The organism is Micrococcus sp. KRD012, from assembly GCF_017168555.1.
Classification (GTDB): domain Bacteria; phylum Actinomycetota; class Actinomycetes; order Actinomycetales; family Micrococcaceae; genus Micrococcus; species Micrococcus luteus.
On sequence record NZ_JABFBB010000003.1, the window covers coordinates 209,837 to 226,641 of the forward strand.

A 16,805-nucleotide genomic window follows, 5' to 3' on the forward strand; every position below is an offset into this window, starting at 1 on the left:
CCGCCGTGGCCCGGGCCGGCCGCGGGCCGCGTCAGTGCAGGCCGACGCCCCGCTCGAGGGCGAGGTCCAGCAGCTCCGAGATCAGATCGTCGTAGGACAGGCCCGTCCGCTCCCACATGGCCGGGTACATGCTGATGGGCGTGAAGCCCGGCATGGTGTTGATCTCGTTGACCACCCAGCGCCCGTCCGGGGTGAAGAAGAAGTCGCAGCGGCCCAGGCCGGATCCGTCCACGGCCTCGAAGGCGCGGATCGCCAGGGCGCGCAGCCGCTCGATCTCCTCCTCCGGCAGCTCGGCCGGGCAGGACAGCTGGGTGGTGCCGGTGTCCTGGTACTTCGACTCGAAGTCGTAGAACTGCGTCTCACCCTCGTCGTGGGCCACGACGATCTCCCCCGGCAGCGAGGCGCGCGGGGCGGCGGCGCCGTGCCCGTCGAGGACGGCGCACTCGATCTCGCGGCCGACGATGCCCGCCTCCACCACGACCTTGGGGTCGAAGCGACGGGCCTCCTCGACGGCGGCGCGCAGGCCCGCGGGCTCGGTGACGCGGGTGATGCCGAAGGACGAGCCGGCGCGGGCGGGCTTGACGAACAGCGGGTAGGCGAGCGCCCCGGCGCGGGCGAGAGCCGCCTCCGGATCGCGCGCCCAGTCGCGGGCGGTGATGGTCTCCCACGGGCCGACCTCGAGACCGGCGGCCTGGAAGGCGACCTTCATGAAGTGCTTGTCCATGCCGACCGCGGAGGCGAGCACACCGCAGCCCACGTAGGGCAGACCCAGCGACTCGAACATGCCCTGGAGGGTGCCGTCCTCACCCCAGGGGCCATGCAGCAGCGGGAACACGACGTCCACCGGGCCCAGCGAGGAGCCGTCGGCCGCGGTCAGCTCGACGGTGCCGTCCGGCAGGGCGCGCAGGCTCACCGGGGCCGCGGGCTCCGGCACCTCCGGCAGGGCGTCGCTGTCCAGGCGGAACGAGGCCACGTCCAGCTCGTCGTGCGACCACAGGCCGGAGCGGGCCACGCCCACCGGCACGACGTCCCAGCGCTGACGGTCGGCCGCGTGCAGCACGCCCGCCGCGGTCACGCAGCTGATGGGGTGCTCGCTCGAGCGGCCGCCGAAGAGCAGGAGCACGCGGGGACGCGCGCCGGCGGTGGCCTCCGGGGCGGGGGTGGCGGTCATGCGGTGCGTCCTTCCGACTTCAGGTCACGGGCGAGCAGCAGCTCGGCGAGGCGGTCCACGGCCACGTCCCCGGCGACCACCCGGTCCATCAGCTCGCTGATGGGCATCTCCACACCGTGGGCGCGGGCGGCGTGCACGATGGCGGAGACGGACTTGATGCCCTCGGCCGTCTGGCTCATGGCGGCCACCGCCTCCTCCGCGCTGAGGCCGGTGCCGATGTGGCGGCCGGCCGTGCGGTTGCGGGAGAGGGGCGAGGCGCACGTGGCCACGAGGTCGCCCAGGCCGGCGAGCCCGGCCATGGTGGCCGGGTCGCCGCCGAGCGCGACGGCCAGCCGGGTGGTCTCGGCCAGGCCCCGGGTGATGACGGAGGCCTTGGAGTTGTCCCCCAGCCCCTGCCCGTCGCAGATGCCCACGGCGAGCGCGATGACGTTCTTCACCACACCGCCGATCTCCACGCCCACGACGTCGGTGTTCGTGTAGGGCCGGAAGGTCCGGCCGGCCGTGAGGGCGGCGATGCGCTCCGCCGTCGCGCGCGAGGCCGAGGCGACCACCGTGGCGGTGGGCTCGCCGCGCGCGATCTCGAGGGCGAGGTTGGGTCCGGAGACCACCGCGAACCGGTCCGGGCTGAGGCCCAGCTCCTCCGCGCAGACCTGCGACATCCGCGCGTCGGTGCCGCGTTCGAGGCCCTTGACGAGGGAGACCACGACGGCGTCCGGGGCCAGGTCGGCGCGCACGGCGTGCAGGGTCTCGCGCACGTGCTGCGCGGGCACGGCCACCACCACGACGCCGGCGCCCCGGACCGCCTCGGCGGCGTCGGTGACGGCGCGCACGCAGGTGGGCAGCGTGATGCCGGGCAGGTACTCGGGGTTCTCGTGTCGCTCGGTGATGGCCTCGGCGACCTCGGCCCGCCGGGACCACATCACGATCTCGGACGCGCGGGCGGGCTCGGGGCTGGTGCTCAGGCCCAGGACGCGGGCGAAGGCCGACCCCCAGCTGCCGGCCCCGAGGACGGCGACGGTGTGCGGATCGCTCATGCCCCGGTCACCCGCCGTCCGGTCGTGGGGTCCCAGCGGCCCTCCGGGGCCGGTTCTCCGCGCAGCTCGGCGACCAGGTCGGTGATCGCGGCCATCATGCGGCCGGTGCCCTCGAGCAGGGTCGCCGCCGTCACGGGGCGGTCCCGCAGGTCCGCGAGGTCGACGGGCGCGCCGACCCGGATCCGGGCGGTCTTGCGCGGGAGGACGCGGAGGGAGCGGCCGCCGTACGGCAGCAACTCCTGGATGCCCCACTGACCGACGGGGATGAGCGGGGCGCCGGTCTGCAGGGCGAGGCGCACGGCCCCGTTGCGCCCGGCCATCGGCCAGCCGTCGGGATCGCGGGTGACGGTGCCCTCCGGGTAGACGATGATCGCCCGGCCAGTGGCGACGGCCTCGCGGGCGGCGGCGAGCGAGCGGCCGCCGTCGCGGGTGCGCTCGACCGGGATCATGCGGGTGGCCTCGAGGACCTGCTTGAGCACGGGCACCTTCCAGAGCTCGGCCTTGGCGAGGAAGGTCGGCAGCAGGCCCTGGTTGTAGACCATGTGGGCCACGGAGAGCGGGTCCACCTCCGAGATGTGGTTGACGGCGAGGATCGCCCCGGTCTCGGGCAGGTGCTCGGTCCCCTCCCACACCTGGCGGACGAGGGCCCGCATCGCCGGTCGCACGATCACGCCCGGGATCACGTAGGGGGCCCGCGCGGCACGCGTCGGACGACCCCCCGCGGCGCCAGGGCTCTGCGCGTCCACGCCGCTCACCGGTCGCGTTCGGTCAGCTCGACGTCGGCGCCGAGGCCCTCGAGCTTCGCCATGAAGTGCTCGTAGCCGCGGTTGATGATCTCCAGGCCCGTCGCCGTGGAGGTGCCCTCGGCGGTGAGGGCGGCGATCAGGTGGGAGAAGCCGCCGCGCAGGTCCGGGATGTCGAACTCGACGCCGTGCAGCGGCGTCGGGCCGGAGATCACGGCCGAGTGCAGGAAGTTGCGCTGACCGAAGCGGCACGGCACGGAGCCGAGGCACTCGCGGTGCAGCTGGATGGAGGCGCCCATCCGCACGAGGGCGTCGGTGAAGCCGAAGCGGTTCTCGTACACGGTCTCGTGCACGATGGAGACCCCCTTGGCCTGGGTCAGCGCCACCACGAGGGGCTGCTGCCAGTCGGTCATGAAGCCGGGGTGCACGTCCGTCTCGAGCACGAGCGGGTTGAGATCGCCGCCGGCGTGCCAGAACCGGATGCCGTCGTCGACGACGTCGAACTCGCCGCCGATCTTGCGGTAGGTGTTCAGGAACGCCGTCAGGTCGCGCTGCTCGGCGCCGCGGACGTAGATGTCCCCCCGGGTGGCCAGGGCGGCGGAGGCCCACGAGGCGGACTCGTTGCGGTCGGGCAGCGCGATGTGGTTGTAGCCGCGCATCTCGCTCACGCCCTCGATGCGGATGGTGCGGTCCGTCTGCACGGTGATGATCGCGCCCATCTTCTGCAGGACGGCGATGAGGTCGTGGATCTCCGGCTCGACGGCGGCGCCCTTGAGCTCGGTGATGCCCTCGGCCTTCACGGCGGTCAGCAGCACCTGCTCGGTGGCTCCGACGGAGGGGTACGGCAGCTCGAGCTTGGCGCCGTGCAGGCCCTTGGGGGCGGAGATGGAGATGCCGCCCGGGCGCTTGTCCACGACGGCGCCGAAGTTGCGCAGCACGGCCAGGTGGTAGTCGATCGGGCGGTCGCCGATCTTGCAGCCGCCGAGGTCGGGGATGAAGGCCTCGCCGATCGCGTGCATGAGCGGGCCGCAGAAGAGGATCGGGATGCGCGAGTCGCCGGCGTGGGCGTCGATCTCGGCGGTCAGGGCCGACTTCACCCCGGCCGGGTCCATCGTGATCCGCCCGGTCTCCTTGTCCCACTCCACGGACACGCCGTGGATCTCGAGGAGGGAGCTGACGACGTCCACGTCCTTGATCTCGGGGATGTTCCGGAGCACGGACGGCGAGTTGCCGAGCAGGGCGGCCACCATGGCCTTGGGCACCAGGTTCTTGGCGCCGCGCACGGTCACCTCACCGGTCAGCGGCTTGCCGCCATGGATGGTCAAGAGCTTCGCCATGCGCGTCCTTCCTCAGTGCGGCCGCAGGGCCACGGTCTCGGCCACTCCGCCGGAGCGGGGAGGTCTCTGAACGGGACCGCCCGCCGTGTGCGGCGGGCGGTCCCGGAATCGCCTCCCAGCATAGGGCGTCGCCGGGCACGCGCGGCAATGGTGCGCTCCCGGCGGCGGCCGGTCAGCCGGCCGTGCGGGCCGGCAGGGTGGTGGGCTTGTACGCGGGGCGGTCCGCCTCATAGGCATCGATCTCGGCCTGGTGCCCCAGGGTGACGGCGATGTCGTCCAGGCCCTCGAGCAGCCGGCGACGGGTGTCGTCGTCGATCTGGAAGGGGGCGGTCACATCCCCGCACTCGACGGTGCGTGTGACGAGGTCCACGGTGACCGTGGTCCCGGGACGGTTCTCCAGCTCCTTCCAGATGCGCTCGACGTCCTCCTGCTCCACCTGAGCCGCGACGAGCCCCTGCTTGGCGGAGTTGCCGCGGAAGATGTCCGCGAAGCGCGGGGAGATCACGGCGCGGAAGCCGTAGTCCTTGAGCGCCCACACGGCATGTTCGCGCGAGGAGCCGGTGCCGAAGTCGGAGCCCGCCACGAGCACGGTGCCCCCGCTGAACGGCTCGGTGTTCAGGATGAAGTCGGGGTCCTGGCGCCAGCCGGCGAACAGGGCGTCCTCGAAGCCCGTGCGGGAGATCCGCTTGAGGTACACGGCCGGGATGATCTGGTCTGTGTCCACGTTCGAGGCGCGCAGCGGCACGCCGACGCCGGTGTGGGTGGTGAACTTCTCCATGGCTCAGGCCTCCTGGAGGGTGAGGGCGGGCAGGTCGGACGGGCTGGCGAGGCGGCCCAGCACGGCGGTGGCCGCGGCGACCACCGGGGACACCAGGTGGGTGCGTCCGCCCTTGCCCTGCCGGCCCTCGAAGTTGCGGTTGGAGGTGGACGCGCAGCGCTCCCCCGGGGCGAGCTGGTCCGGGTTCATGCCCAGGCACATGGAGCAGCCGGCGAACCGCCACTCGGCCCCGAAGTCCTCGAACACCCTGTCCAGGCCCTCGTCCATGGCCTGCAGACGCACGCGCGCCGAGCCCGGCACGACCATGACGCGCAGCCCCTCGGCCTTGCGCCGGCCCCGGACGACCTCGGCGAACGCCCGCAGGTCCTCGATGCGGGAGTTGGTGCACGAGCCCATGAAGACGGTGTCGACCTCGACCTGCTTCATCGGCGTGCCGGGGGCCAGGTCCATGTAGGACAGCGCCTTGCGGGCCGCCTCCTGGGCCACCGGGTCGGTGAAGTCCTCGGGCGCGGGGACGGTGTCGTTCAGGCTCACGCCCTGACCCGGGTTGGTGCCCCACGTGACGAACGGCTCCAGCGTGTCCGCGTCGATGACCACCTCGGCGTCGAACTCGGCACCCTCGTCCGTGGCGAGGGTGCGCCAGTGCTCGACGGCGGCATCCCAGTCGTCGCCCTCGGGGGCATGGGGACGGCCCTTCAGGTAGGCGAAGGTGGTCTCGTCCGGGGCGACCATGCCGGCGCGGGCGCCGGCCTCGATGGACATGTTGCAGATGGTCATCCGGCCCTCCATGGAGAGGTTCCGGATGGCCTCACCGCGGTACTCGAGCACGAAGCCCTGGCCCCCGCCCGTGCCGATCTTCGCGATGACCGCGAGGATGATGTCCTTGGCCGTCACACCCGGGCGCAGCGTGCCGTCCACGGTGACCGCCATGGTCTTGAAGGGCTTCAGCGGCAGGGTCTGGGTGGCCAGGACGTGCTCGACCTCGGAGGTGCCGATGCCGAACGCCAGGGCGCCAAACGCGCCGTGGGTGGAGGTGTGGGAGTCGCCGCAGACCACGGTGAGGCCGGGCTGGGTCAGGCCCAGCTGGGGGCCGACGACGTGGACGATGCCCTGCTCGGCGTCGCCCAACGGGTGCAGGCGCACACCGAACTCGGCACAGTTGGCCCGCAGGGTCTCGATCTGGGTGCGCGAGGTGGGATCCGCGATCGGCTGGTCGATGTCCAGCGTCGGGGTGTTGTGGTCCTCCGTGGCGATGGTCAGGTCGGGCCGACGCACCGGACGCCCGGCCAGACGCAGCCCCTCGAAGGCCTGCGGGCTCGTCACCTCATGCACGAGGTGCAGGTCGATGTAGAGCAGGTCGGGGGTGCGGGAGGCGCCCTCGCCCTCGCCGCGCACCACCACGTGCTCGTCCCAGACCTTCTCGGCCAGCGTCCTGGGCCGCGTCGTCGCCGTCGTCATGTGCCGCACCTTCCTGCTCACGCACCTGTCGGTCGTCGCCCGGCGCGGGGCGCCGGTGCTCACGGACCACTGTGGGGCGCGGCGGGGCTGTTCTCGACCACGCGGCGCGATATTCCATATCGTGAGATTTCGTCTCACATGCCGGACCTGGCGCCGGCCGGCCCGGTCACATGCGACGCACACCGACACCCCCGGTCCGTCCGAGCAGTGAGACGACTACGATCACCCCATGACCACCGAGCCCGTGCGCCCGCCCACCGAGGACGACCTCATCGGCCCCTCGCTCCACCGGCATCCCAGCGGCGTCGGCGTGGTGGACAAGTCGGTGGCGATCCTCGACGCGCTCGAGTCCGGCCCGGCCACGCTCGCCCAGCTCGTCACCGCCACCGGGATCGCGCGGCCCACGCTGCACCGGCTCGCGGCCGCCCTCACGCACCACCGCATGGTGGGCAAGGACCTGCAGGGCCGCTACGTGCTGGGCACCCGCCTGGCCGAGCTCGCCTCCGCCGCCGGCGAGGACCGGCTCACCACGGCCTCCGGCCCGGTGCTGCTGTGGCTGCGCGACGCCACGGGAGAGAGCGCCCAGGTGTTCCGTCGGCAGGCGGACTCCCGCGTGTGCGTGGCCAGCGCGGAGCGGCCCTGGGGCCTGCGCGACACCATCCCCGTGGGCGCCCGCATGTCCATGAAGGCCGGCTCCGCCGCGCAGGTGCTCCTGGCCTGGGAAGACCACGAGCGGCTCGTCGAGGGGCTGGCCGGCGCCGTGTTCACACCCACCGTCCTCGCGGCGGTGCGGCGGCGCGGCTGGGCCCAGTCCCTGGCCGAGCGCGAGCCCGGGGTCGCCTCGGTGTCGGCGCCGGTGCGCGGTCCCAGCGGCCGCGTCATCGCGGCGGTCTCGATCTCCGGCCCCCTCGAACGGCTCTCCCGCCAGCCGGGCCGGCTGCACGCGGACGCCGTCGTCTCCGCCGCGACGCGGCTCACCGAGCTCATCCGCGCCGGCGAGGCCTGAGGCCCGCCCGCGCCACCGACGGGACGCGCCGAGGAGACACCCCGTTCTTCCCGCGTTCACCCGCGGGGCCTAGCATCAGCCAGGTCCCCGACCGCCGCCCCCCGCACCACCGAGGAGCCGCACCACCGAGGAGTCCGCCGTGACCGAGACGACCGCGCCCGCCGCCCCCGCCGAGCAGGAGGCCGCGCCGCGGCTGTCCGTGATCGGCACGGGCTATCTGGGCGCCACACACGCCGCCTGCATGGCCGAGCTGGGCTTCGAGGTCCTCGGCGTCGACGTGGACCCGGCCAAGATCGAGCGCCTGGCCCGCGGCGAGGTGCCCTTCCACGAACCCGGCCTGCCCGAGCTGCTGCGCACCCACGTCGCCTCCGGGCGGCTGCGCTTCACCACCGACGTCGCGGAGGCGGCCCGCTGGGCGGACGTCCACTTCATCGGCGTCGGCACCCCGCAGAAGGTGGGCGAGACCGCGGCGGACCTGAGCTACGTGGACGCCGCCGTCGCCTCCCTCGCCGCGGCGATCGACCGCGACGCGCTGATCGTCGGCAAGTCGACCGTGCCCGTGGGCACCGCGCGCCGCCTGGCCGAGCTCGTGCGCACCGTGCGCGCGGAGGCCGGGCTGACGGGCGAGGTCGAGCTCGCCTGGAACCCCGAGTTCCTGCGGGAGGGCTTCGCGGTCAAGGACACGCTCACCCCGGACCGCCTCGTCATCGGCACGCACGGGCCCCGCGCCGATGGCATCCTGCGCCGCGTCTACGCGCGGCAGCTCGCGGCCGACACCCCGTGGATCAGCACGGACCTCGAGACGGCCGAGCTGGTGAAGGTGGCCGCCAACGCCTTCCTGGCCACGAAGATCTCGTTCATCAACGCGTTCTCGGAGATCACCGAGAACGTGGGCGGGGACATCGGCACCCTCGCGGACGCGATCGGCCACGACGCGCGGATCGGACGCCGGTTCCTCAACGCGGGCGTGGGCTTCGGGGGCGGCTGCCTGCCCAAGGACATCCGCGCGCTCCAGGCCCGCGTCTCCGAGCTGGGCCTGGACCGGACCATGCGGTTCCTGGCGGAGGTGGACGACATCAACCTGCGCCGCCGTGACCGCGTGGTGGACCTGGCGGTGCAGGTGCTCTCCGCGGCTCGCGACGGCCGGATCCGCCGGGCCGAGGCCTCCGGGCCCGCCCCCACCCCCGCGAGCGTGCAGGTGCTCAACGGCACGCGGATCGCCGTGCTGGGCGTCACGTTCAAGCCGGACTCCGACGACGTCCGGGACTCCCCCGCCCTCGACGTCGCCAACCGTCTCTACACGGCCGGCGCCGACGTCCGGGTGTACGACCCCGAGGGCAACGCCAACGCGGCCGCCCGCTTCCCGCGGCTCGACTACGTGGACTCTCTCGAGGCGGCCGTGGACGGCGCCGAGCTGACCCTGCTGCTGACCGAGTGGCGCCAGTTCCGCGAGATGGATCCGGACGCCGTGGGCGCACGCGTGGCCTCCCGCCTGCTGATCGACGGGCGCAACGTCCTGGACGTCGCCGCGTGGCGCGAGCACGGGTGGGACGTCATCGGCCTCGGCCACCGCTTCGACCCGGAGCGACTCCTCCGCGCGGCCTGACCCGCCCGCGGACCCCGGCCCGGGCGTTCAGCCGGCGAACGGGTCCCAGCCGGACTCGGACAGGGGCCGGTGCCCGGCCGGCGGCCGGGCCCCGGCCGGCACGAGCCGGCCGATCCGCGTGAACCCCCGGGGCAGCTCGGTCTCGGGCCACGTCAGCCCCAGGAGGCCGTAGTCCTCGCCCCCGCCGGTCACGAGCGCCTCCGGGCTGGTCCCGGCCAGGGCGGCCACGCGGCGCAGGGGTGCGGCGGCCTCCGCCAGCCAGGCCTCGTCCAGCCACGGTGCCGGCGCGGGGCCGGCCCCGCCGGTGGCGGCCGCCATGCGGTGCGCGTCCTTGCCCAGGCCGTCGGAGACGTCCATGAGGGTGAGCAGGCCGGCCGTCACCGCGGCGGGCCCGAGGGCCAGCGGCGGGCGGGGTCGCAGCTGGGCGCGGACGGCGCGGGCGAGCTCCCGCGGTGACGGCCGGTCGGCGGCGGGGAGGGCGTCCGCCCGTCGCTCCAGCTCCGCGCGGTCGGTGAGCAGCAGGGCGAGCCCGGCGGCGGCCCACCCCGGCCCCGGGGGCGCGGCGGCCCGGGGACCTCCCGGCACCGCCTGGGCATGGACGAGGTCGGCGCCCTCGGCGAGCACGCGGTCCCGGTCCGCCGCGGCCGGCGTGCGGCACAGCACGCCGCCGGGGTGCGGGTCCCCGAGCACCGTCACCGCGGCGTGGACCCGTCCGCCGGTGCCCAGGTCGCCCCCGGCCACCCGGCAGTCCGGCGCGCCCAGGTGACGCACCGCGCCCACGATGCCCGCGGCGAACGACCGCACCCAGGCGACCGGCGTCGTCGGCGGCAGGGTGAGGGCGGTGACGAGCGCGGAGGCGGTCCCGCCCATCGCGTTGATGTCCGAGAGGTTCTGGGCGACGGCCTTCCAGCCGGCGTCGTGGCCGCGGGTGCGGGGGCCGGCGGGCCAGCGGGGCAGGAAGTCCGTGCCCTCCCCCATCGCGTCCGTGGAGATGAGCGTCCCGCCGCGGGGCGCCGGCACGAGGGCGGCGTCGTCGCCCGGGGCGACGGTGCCGGCGGGCCAGTGGCCGTCCCGGACGGCGGGGGCGAGCCCGGTCAGGACGACCTCCAGCAGCTCGGCCTCCGTGAGGTCGCCGACGGTCGCCCCCGCCGCGGCCGCGGGGTCGCGCACCGTCATCGGCGGCCCCGCCGGACCGGGATGCCGGAGGCCCGGGCGAGGGCGTCGCGGAAGGCGTGGAAGCGGTCCACCTCGGCGCGCACCGGGTCGACGACGAGCCGCCGGCCGACGTCGGTGGTCGCCTCCTCGAGGCGGCGGCGCGCGCGGCGTCCCCGCGCCGCGGCGGTCCACCGGGTCAGGGGGATCGCCAGCAGGGCCAGCAGCACGCCGAGCGCGAGGCCGCCGACGAGCAGCAGGGTCGGGAGGGGGAAGCCCTCGACCGTGGGCGCGGGCGGCAGGGGGAACTGCAGGTACCCGGCCAGGGCGAGGACGCCCAGCCAGCCGGCGCCGACGACGGCGGTGAGGAGGGCGAGCCACTGCAGCACGTCGAGCACGGGGTGCCACCAGCTGCCCCGACCGGCCCCGAGGTCGGTGGCGGCGATCGCCTGGTCCACGGCGCCGGGGAGCTCCTCGGCGTGCTCCCGGCCCGCGTGGCGGATGGCGGCGGCCCACGGCTCGGAGGCCCCCGCGCCGGCCGCGGCGGCCAGCGTGCGGACCGCGCCGTCGACGACGGCCCGCTGGGTGCCCGAGCGCTCGGGCAGGGAGGTGCGGTGCAGCGCGGGGTCGCGGGCGACCTCGTCCCGGTCGCGGCGAGGCGCGGCGCTCTCGGGCATCAGGTGCAGGCGCCGCAGGGGGTCCGCGCGGAAGGAGTGCATCCAGCGCAGCACGGGCCAGCTGGTGCGCTTGGCCGAGCGCAGCCGGTACGAGCCCTCGACCGCCCGGACGACGGCCGGCACGCCGCCGGCCACGGCCAGCTCGCGCCCGAGCCGCTGCTCGTCCCCGGGGCCGACACCGGCCGGCTCGCCCTCGCCCGAGGCGGCGGCGAGGTCCGCGGCACGGGCCGCGACGTCCGCGCCCAGGCGTTCGGCGGCCGCGCCGCGCTGGGCGACGATCGCCGCGACCTGCCGGCCGACCTCCTCCAGGCCCTCCCCCGTGCGCGCGGACACGGGCAGCACCCGGACGTCGCCGAGGCCGTGCCCCGAGAGCATCCGGCGCAGCGAGGCCAGCACGACGTCCCGGTCACGCACCGAGAGCCGGTCCACCTGGTTGAGCAGCACGAGGGTCACGGCCGCGTGCGAGCCCATGGTCGCCAGGAACTCGCGGTGCAGCACGGCGTCCGCGTACTTCTCCGGGTCCACGACCCACACCAGCACGTCCACGTGGCCGGCCAGCCGGGAGGTGATCTCGCGGTTGCCCCGCTCGACCGAGTCGATGTCCGGCAGGTCCAGCAGGATCAGGCCGGTGGCGTCGGCGCCGTCACGGCGGCCGAAGCCGAGGAAGCCGGGGCGGCCGTCGTCGAGCACGGGCGCCTCGTCCAGCAGGTGGCGGCGGCGCACGCCGAGCCAGTCGAGCAGCGCGGCCGCACCGCCGCCCTCGCCGGTGCCGTCGCCGTGCTCCGGGTCCAGCCCCTGTCCCCGGCCCACGCCCCAGACCGCGGCGAGCGGCTCGGACGTGGTGGGCCGGGTGGCGGCCACGCGGGCCAGGTCGCGGCCGGTGAGCGCGTTGAACAGGGAGGACTTGCCGGAGCCCGTCGCCCCGAAGAACCCGACCACGGTGTGCTCCGCGGAGAGCGCCTGGCGCTCCCCGGCCGCGCGCACGACGGCGTCGGCCCCGGCCACGACGTCCTCGGGCAGGCGGCCCGCGGCCAGCTCGGCGGCCTCGCCGAGAGCGTCCAGGCGGGGGGCCAGGGCGGGGGTGTCGCGGCGGCTCATCGGGGCTCCTCCCCCGCCTCGGCGGCGGACGGGGCGTCCTCGGGCCCGGTCGGGCCGTCGACGCCGGCGGCCACCCCGCGGCGCAGCACCGGCACGAGGGCGCGCAGCTCCTCGGTGGCCTGCGGCTCGCGCTCGAGGTGGAGCAGCGGCAGGAAGCGGTCCGCGAGCACGGTCTCGAGGAAGGCCCGCACGCGGCGCTCGAGCAGCTCATCGGCACGCCGGGCCATGCGGCGCACGGCGTCCTCGCCGAAGATCGACTCGAGCAGCTTCTGACCGACGACGGCGGCGCCGCCGGCGATGCCGACCTCGATGCCCGCGAGTCCGCCGGTGGAGGCGAACGAGATGATCATGAGGGCCACGGCCGCACCGTTCACGCCGGTGGCCGCCAGGCGGGCGCGCGTGCGCTTGCCCGCACCCTCCTCCTGGATCAGCGCCAGCACGTCCGACTGCCAGTCCCGCACGACGTCGGCCGCCCGCGCCGACGCATCCGGCGTCAGGGCACCCAGGTCGCGCCCGGCCACGAGGGCCCGGCCCGCCGGCTCGGACGCCCAGCGCCGCTCGATCTGCTCGGCGGCCGCGGCGGCCGCCTCGACCATCACGGCGTGCAGGCCGGTCTCGAGCGCGGTCTCGACCTCTTCGGGCGGGGCCGGGCGTCCGCGCACGAGGGCGCCGAGGCGGTCCCGCAGCCGGCCGATCGTGGTCTCGACGCCGCGGAAGAACTCCCCCGTGCCGACGAAGTCCTGCCAGCGGGAGAGCACCTCGCCGCGCAGCAGCGTGCCGTCCGAGGTGGCCTCGCGGACCCGGCCGACGGCCTGGTCCGTGGAGTCCCCCACGATCCGGGCGAGCAGGTCCGCGGCGTGCCGCTGCTCCTCCTCGGCGCGGGCCAGGTCGGCGACGCGGGCGGCCAGCTGGCCCAGCACGCCGTCCACGGTCCGGCGGGCGACGGCGCCGCGCGCCTGGGCGTCGGCGGCGAGGGTCTCGAGCCAGACGCGCAGGCCTGCGACGTGCTCCTGCGGGAGCAGGCCGCGCTCGTCGAAGCGGGTCTCGGGGATCACGTGGATCCGGGCGTCGGCGAGGCCGCGCTCGGTGAGCATGCGCCGCAGGTCCGGGGTGATGTCCTCCGCCGCGCCCTCGGGCACGCGGCCGAGCACGACGGCCACGGTGATGTCGCGGGCGGCGGCCTCGTCCAGCAGCTGCCAGGGCACGGCGTCGGCGTAGCGGTGCGCCGTCGTCGTGAAGATCCACAGGTCGGCGGCCTCGAGGAGCTGCCGGGCCAGCGCGCGGTTCTGGTCCGCCACGGAGTCGATGTCCGGGGCGTCCACGAGGGCGATGCCCGAGGGCAGTGCGGGCTCGGCCACGAGCGCGACCGTGTCCATCGCGGACTGGTCGGGTTCGACGGGGCCGGCGGCCGCGTCGCGGTGCACGCTGACGCGGGCGAGGTCGGGCAGCACCCGCGGGCCCGTGAACCAGTGGGCGTCGGCGGGGTTGTGCAGCAGCAGCGGCTGGCGCGTGGTGGGCCGCAGGGCGGAGGAGCGGGAGACCTCGTGGCCGACGAGCGCGTTCACCAGCGTGGACTTGCCCGCACCGGTGGAGCCGCCCACGACGGCCAGCAGCGGCGCGTCGAGCGAGTCGAGGCGGGGCAGCACGTAGTCGTCGATCTGGTGCAGGGTGCGCTCTCGCTCGGCGCGGTCCTGCCCCGCGGTGACGGTCTCGAAGGGCAGTTCGAGCGCGGCGAGGTGCTCGCGCACGCGGCGGACGGCCGTGTCGACACCGAGGTCTGGGGCGTTCTGATCCGTGTGTGGCACGTGGGCCATCGTCTCACGGCGCGCGCCGGCCGCCCATCCCGCCGGCCCGGCGGATGGAGACGACGGAAGCCCGGTCCGTGCGGACCGGGCTTCCTGTCACTCGGGTGACCCCAGCGGGATTTGAACCCGCGTTACCGCCGTGAGAGGGCGGCGTACTAGGCCGCTATACGATGGGGCCGAGCGCGCTGTCCGCGTGTGCGGACGCGATGCCGTGGAGACCTTCTGCTGCGCCTGCATCTCCTGTTCAGGCGGCGGATGCGTCATCCGCCCGTGCCGTCCCGGTCCGAGGACCGGGCGGCGACTGCGTGACCCCAGCGGGATTTGAACCCGCGTTACCGCCGTGAGAGGGCGGCGTACTAGGCCGCTATACGATGGGGCCGTGCGCCACGTCCGAGCTTCTCCGCCCGTGCGCGTTCACTGAGTCCGAAGACTCGCTGGGGTACCAGGACTCGAACCTAGAATGACGGTACCAGAAACCGTTGTGTTGCCAATTACACCATACCCCACTGTCGGTCAAGCATGCCTGACCGATGTGCATCATATTCATGAGCTCGGTGTTCCCGGATCTCTCCGGCAACGAGTAAGAACTCTACACCCTCCGGGCGGCGCGTGCAAAATCGGCGGGTCAGGCCGCCAGCCAGGTCCGCAGCCCGCCGATCGCCCGCATCCGCCAGCATGCGTGCTCCTCGTCCCAGAGCGGCTCCTCCGCCCCGCCGTGGGCGGGGGCGTCGGGGCTCATCCACACCGGGACGAGCCCCGCCGACCGGGCCCCCTCGACGTCGTGACGCAGGCTGTCCCCCACCATGAGGGTGCGTCCCGGGTCCGTGCCCAGGCGGGAGCAGCCGGCCAGGAAGGGGGCCGGGTCCGGCTTCGGGGCCCCGGCCGTGTCCGAGCCGATCAGCACCTCGACCCACTCCAGACCGAGGGCGTCGGCCTTGCCGCGCTGGTAGGCCTCCACGTTGTTCGTGACGATCCCCACGCCACGGCCTGTTCCCCGCACCTCGGCGAGCACGTCGGCGGTCGCGGGGAACAGCGCCCAGTGCCCGCGCACGACCTCTTCGTAGTCGGTGGTCCACAGGCCGTCGAGCGGGGTCGCCGCGTCCTCGGGCACGCCGAGCGTGCGCAGGGCGTCGGCCACGCGGGCCAGCCGCTGCTCCTCGAACGTCAGCTCCCCGGCCACGTAGCGCCCGTAGTGGCCGCCGACGTCGGACGCGAAGGCCTCGGTGGCCTCGGCCAGCACCGCCGGGTCGACGTCGGCGGCCCCGGCCCACTGCCGGCGCACCGTCGCGTCGAACGCGGCGTGCTGGGCGGAGCGCAGATCCAGCAGCGTGTCGTCCAGGTCGAAGAGGACGGCGTCCCAGGCCGGCGGCGCGGGCGCGCCCGCGGACCCGCCGGCCGGCGTCGTGCTGGCGCCCCGGCTCATGCGTCGGCGGGCTGGTCCTGGTCCAGGCCCTGCTCCGCGGCGAAGCGGTCCAGGCGGGCGAGCGCGGAGTCCCGGCCCAGGATCTCGAGCGACTCGAAGAGCGGCGGGGACACCTTGCGGCCGGTCACCGCGACGCGCACCGGGCCGAACGCCTGGCGCGGCTTGAGGCCCAGGCCGTCGATGAGGGCGGCCCGCAGCGCCGCCTCGATGCGCTCGGTGGTGAACTCGTCCTCGGGCAGGGCGGCCAGCGCCTCCCGGGCCGCGGCGACGGCGGCCCCCAGGTCCGCCGGCATGCCCTTGAGGGCGCCCTCGGCCGTCCGGACGTCCCGGTCCGCCGTGAAGAGGAAGGCGAGCATCTCGACGGCCTCGCCGAGCAGCTGCACGCGCTCCTGCACGAGCGGGGCCGCGGCGGTGAGGATCTGCATCTCCCGCTCCGTGAGGTGCTCGCCCACGAGGCCGGCCGCGTGCAGGTAGGGCACGAGACGGTCGCGGAAGTCGGCCACGTCGAGCATGCGCACGTGCGTGCCGTTGATCGCGATCGCCTTCTTCTCGTCGAAGCGGGCGGGGTTGGCCAGCACCTTGTGCACGTCGAAGTGCTCCACGAACTGCTGCGGGGTGAAGATGTCCTCGTCCGCGGAGAGGGACCAGCCCAGCAGGCCGAGGTAGTTCAGCAGGCCCTCCGGGATGAAGCCGTTGTCCCGGTGCAGGAACAGGTTGGCCTGCGGGTCGCGCTTGGACAGCTTCTTGTTGCCCTCGCCCATCACGTAGGGCAGGTGGCCGAACACCGGCATGTACCGGGCGACGCCGATCGCGTGCAGGGCGCGGTAGAGCGCGATCTGGCGCGGAGTCGAGGAGAGCAGGTCCTCACCGCGCAGCACGTGGGTGATGCCCATGAGCGCGTCGTCCACCGGGTTCACGAGGGTGTACAGCGGCGAGCCGTCCGCGCGCACCACCACGAAGTCCGGCACGGAGCCGGCCTTGAAGGTGATCTCCCCGCGCACCAGGTCGGTGAAGGTGATGTCCTCGTCCGGCATGCGCAGCCGCCAGACCGGCGCGCGGCCCTCGGCCTCGAAGGCGGCGATCTGCTCGTCCGTGAGGTCGCGGTCGTGGCCGTCGTAGCCGAGCTTGGGGTCGCGGCCGGCGGCCCGGTGACGGGCCTCGGTCTCCTCGGGGCTCGAGTAGGACGGGTAGATGTATCCGCCGGCCTTGAGCTTCTCGATCACGTCCGCGTAGATCTGCCCGCGCTGGGACTGACGGTACGGCTCGTGCGGGCCGCCGACCTCGACGCCCTCGTCCCAGTCGATCCCGAGCCAGCGCATCGCCTCGAGCAGCTGCTGGTAGGACTCCTCCGAGTCGCGCTTGGCGTCCGTGTCCTCGATGCGGAACACGAGGGTGCCGCCGGTGTGCCGCGCCCAGCCCCAGTTGAACAGGACGGTGCGGATCAGCCCCACGTGGGGGGTGCCGGTGGGCGAGGGGGCGAAGCGCACGCGCACGGGGGTCTCGGCGTCCACCTGGGG

The 16,805-nt window shown here is 74.7% G+C and carries 13 protein-coding genes and 3 tRNA genes; 2 read left to right on the top strand and 14 right to left on the bottom strand.

Annotation, left to right across the window (positions count from 1 at the left end; genetic code table 11):
* Positions 1 to 31 precede the first annotated feature (31 nt).
* The 6 genes from J1M37_RS01405 to leuC all read right to left on the bottom strand — a co-directional run bounded on the left by J1M37_RS01405 (position 32) and on the right by leuC (position 6,521).
* Complete coding sequence (locus J1M37_RS01405) at positions 32 to 1,171, bottom strand: D-alanine--D-alanine ligase family protein (RefSeq protein WP_206451990.1); 1,140 nt, start codon at positions 1,169 to 1,171, stop codon at positions 32 to 34.
* On the bottom strand, positions 1,168 to 2,205 hold the full coding sequence (locus J1M37_RS01410) for an NAD(P)H-dependent glycerol-3-phosphate dehydrogenase (protein WP_206451991.1): 1,038 nt from the start codon (positions 2,203 to 2,205) through the stop codon (positions 1,168 to 1,170). Before J1M37_RS01410 ends, J1M37_RS01405 begins: the two co-directional genes overlap by 4 nt.
* Positions 2,202 to 2,876 carry a lysophospholipid acyltransferase family protein gene (locus tag J1M37_RS01415; protein ID WP_069941794.1) on the bottom strand — a complete coding sequence of 225 codons (675 nt, stop codon included), beginning with the start codon at positions 2,874 to 2,876 and terminating at the stop codon, positions 2,202 to 2,204. Before J1M37_RS01415 ends, J1M37_RS01410 begins: the two co-directional genes overlap by 4 nt.
* 80 nt (positions 2,877 to 2,956) lie before the next feature.
* Positions 2,957 to 4,285, bottom strand: coding sequence for a UDP-N-acetylglucosamine 1-carboxyvinyltransferase (gene murA, locus J1M37_RS01420; protein WP_002856412.1), 1,329 nt, complete (start codon positions 4,283 to 4,285; stop codon positions 2,957 to 2,959).
* Between the two features lie 172 nt (positions 4,286 to 4,457).
* Positions 4,458 to 5,063, bottom strand: coding sequence for a 3-isopropylmalate dehydratase small subunit (gene leuD / locus J1M37_RS01425; protein ID WP_010078962.1), 606 nt, complete (start codon positions 5,061 to 5,063; stop codon positions 4,458 to 4,460).
* 3 nt (positions 5,064 to 5,066) lie between these two features.
* Positions 5,067 to 6,521: a 3-isopropylmalate dehydratase large subunit gene (leuC, locus tag J1M37_RS01430; protein WP_206451992.1), complete on the bottom strand. Its 1,455-nt coding sequence runs from the start codon at positions 6,519 to 6,521 to the stop codon at positions 5,067 to 5,069.
* A gap of 229 nt (positions 6,522 to 6,750) precedes the next feature.
* Between leuC and J1M37_RS01435 the strand changes: the two genes are divergently transcribed.
* Both J1M37_RS01435 and J1M37_RS01440 read left to right on the top strand, forming a co-directional pair.
* Entirely contained in the window at positions 6,751 to 7,527 is a 777-nt protein-coding gene (locus tag J1M37_RS01435; protein WP_002856418.1) for an IclR family transcriptional regulator, read from the top strand.
* A 139-nt stretch (positions 7,528 to 7,666) separates the two neighbouring features.
* Positions 7,667 to 9,133 (top strand): nucleotide sugar dehydrogenase, encoded by a 1,467-nt coding sequence (locus J1M37_RS01440; protein WP_206451993.1) that lies wholly within the window; start codon positions 7,667 to 7,669, stop codon positions 9,131 to 9,133.
* A gap of 27 nt (positions 9,134 to 9,160) precedes the next feature.
* On the opposite strand, the gene J1M37_RS01445 is transcribed toward J1M37_RS01440, so the two are convergent.
* From J1M37_RS01445 to gltX, 8 genes are all read right to left on the bottom strand, one after another.
* A complete protein-coding gene (locus J1M37_RS01445) occupies positions 9,161 to 10,309 on the bottom strand; it encodes a thiamine-phosphate kinase (protein WP_206451994.1) in 1,149 nt (382 codons plus the stop codon).
* The gene (locus tag J1M37_RS01450) at positions 10,306 to 12,060 is read right to left on the bottom strand and encodes a GTPase (RefSeq protein WP_144825306.1); all 1,755 of its coding nucleotides are present in this window, start codon (positions 12,058 to 12,060) and stop codon (positions 10,306 to 10,308) included. The genes J1M37_RS01445 and J1M37_RS01450 overlap by 4 nt, the downstream gene beginning before the upstream one ends.
* Positions 12,057 to 13,865 (bottom strand): dynamin family protein, encoded by a 1,809-nt coding sequence (locus J1M37_RS01455; protein ID WP_134376909.1) that lies wholly within the window; start codon positions 13,863 to 13,865, stop codon positions 12,057 to 12,059. The genes J1M37_RS01450 and J1M37_RS01455 overlap by 4 nt, the downstream gene beginning before the upstream one ends.
* Before the next feature lie 105 nt (positions 13,866 to 13,970).
* A tRNA-Glu gene (locus tag J1M37_RS01460) sits at positions 13,971 to 14,043 on the bottom strand.
* A gap of 128 nt (positions 14,044 to 14,171) precedes the next feature.
* A tRNA-Glu gene (locus tag J1M37_RS01465) sits at positions 14,172 to 14,244 on the bottom strand.
* A gap of 55 nt (positions 14,245 to 14,299) precedes the next feature.
* Positions 14,300 to 14,371 (bottom strand) — tRNA-Gln (locus J1M37_RS01470).
* Between the two features lie 119 nt (positions 14,372 to 14,490).
* Complete coding sequence (locus J1M37_RS01475) at positions 14,491 to 15,288, bottom strand: HAD family hydrolase (protein ID WP_134376911.1); 798 nt, start codon at positions 15,286 to 15,288, stop codon at positions 14,491 to 14,493.
* The coding region (gene gltX / locus J1M37_RS01480; protein ID WP_241250738.1) for a glutamate--tRNA ligase at positions 15,285 to 16,805 on the bottom strand (1,521 nt) is incomplete at its 5' end. The genes J1M37_RS01475 and gltX, both read right to left, overlap by 4 nt.

Coding starts and splice junctions, on each gene's coding strand:
- J1M37_RS01450 (WP_144825306.1), bottom strand. CDS start 12,060: ATGAGCCGCCGCGACACCCCCGCCCTGGCCCCCCGCCTGGACGCTCTC.
- leuD (WP_010078962.1), bottom strand. CDS start 5,063: ATGGAGAAGTTCACCACCCACACCGGCGTCGGCGTGCCGCTGCGCGCC.
- J1M37_RS01405 (WP_206451990.1), bottom strand. CDS start 1,171: ATGACCGCCACCCCCGCCCCGGAGGCCACCGCCGGCGCGCGTCCCCGC.
- J1M37_RS01475 (WP_134376911.1), bottom strand. CDS start 15,288: ATGAGCCGGGGCGCCAGCACGACGCCGGCCGGCGGGTCCGCGGGCGCG.
- murA (WP_002856412.1), bottom strand. CDS start 4,285: ATGGCGAAGCTCTTGACCATCCATGGCGGCAAGCCGCTGACCGGTGAG.
- leuC (WP_206451992.1), bottom strand. CDS start 6,521: ATGACGACGGCGACGACGCGGCCCAGGACGCTGGCCGAGAAGGTCTGG.
- J1M37_RS01435 (WP_002856418.1), top strand. CDS start 6,751: ATGACCACCGAGCCCGTGCGCCCGCCCACCGAGGACGACCTCATCGGC.
- J1M37_RS01410 (WP_206451991.1), bottom strand. CDS start 2,205: ATGAGCGATCCGCACACCGTCGCCGTCCTCGGGGCCGGCAGCTGGGGG.
- J1M37_RS01445 (WP_206451994.1), bottom strand. CDS start 10,309: ATGACGGTGCGCGACCCCGCGGCCGCGGCGGGGGCGACCGTCGGCGAC.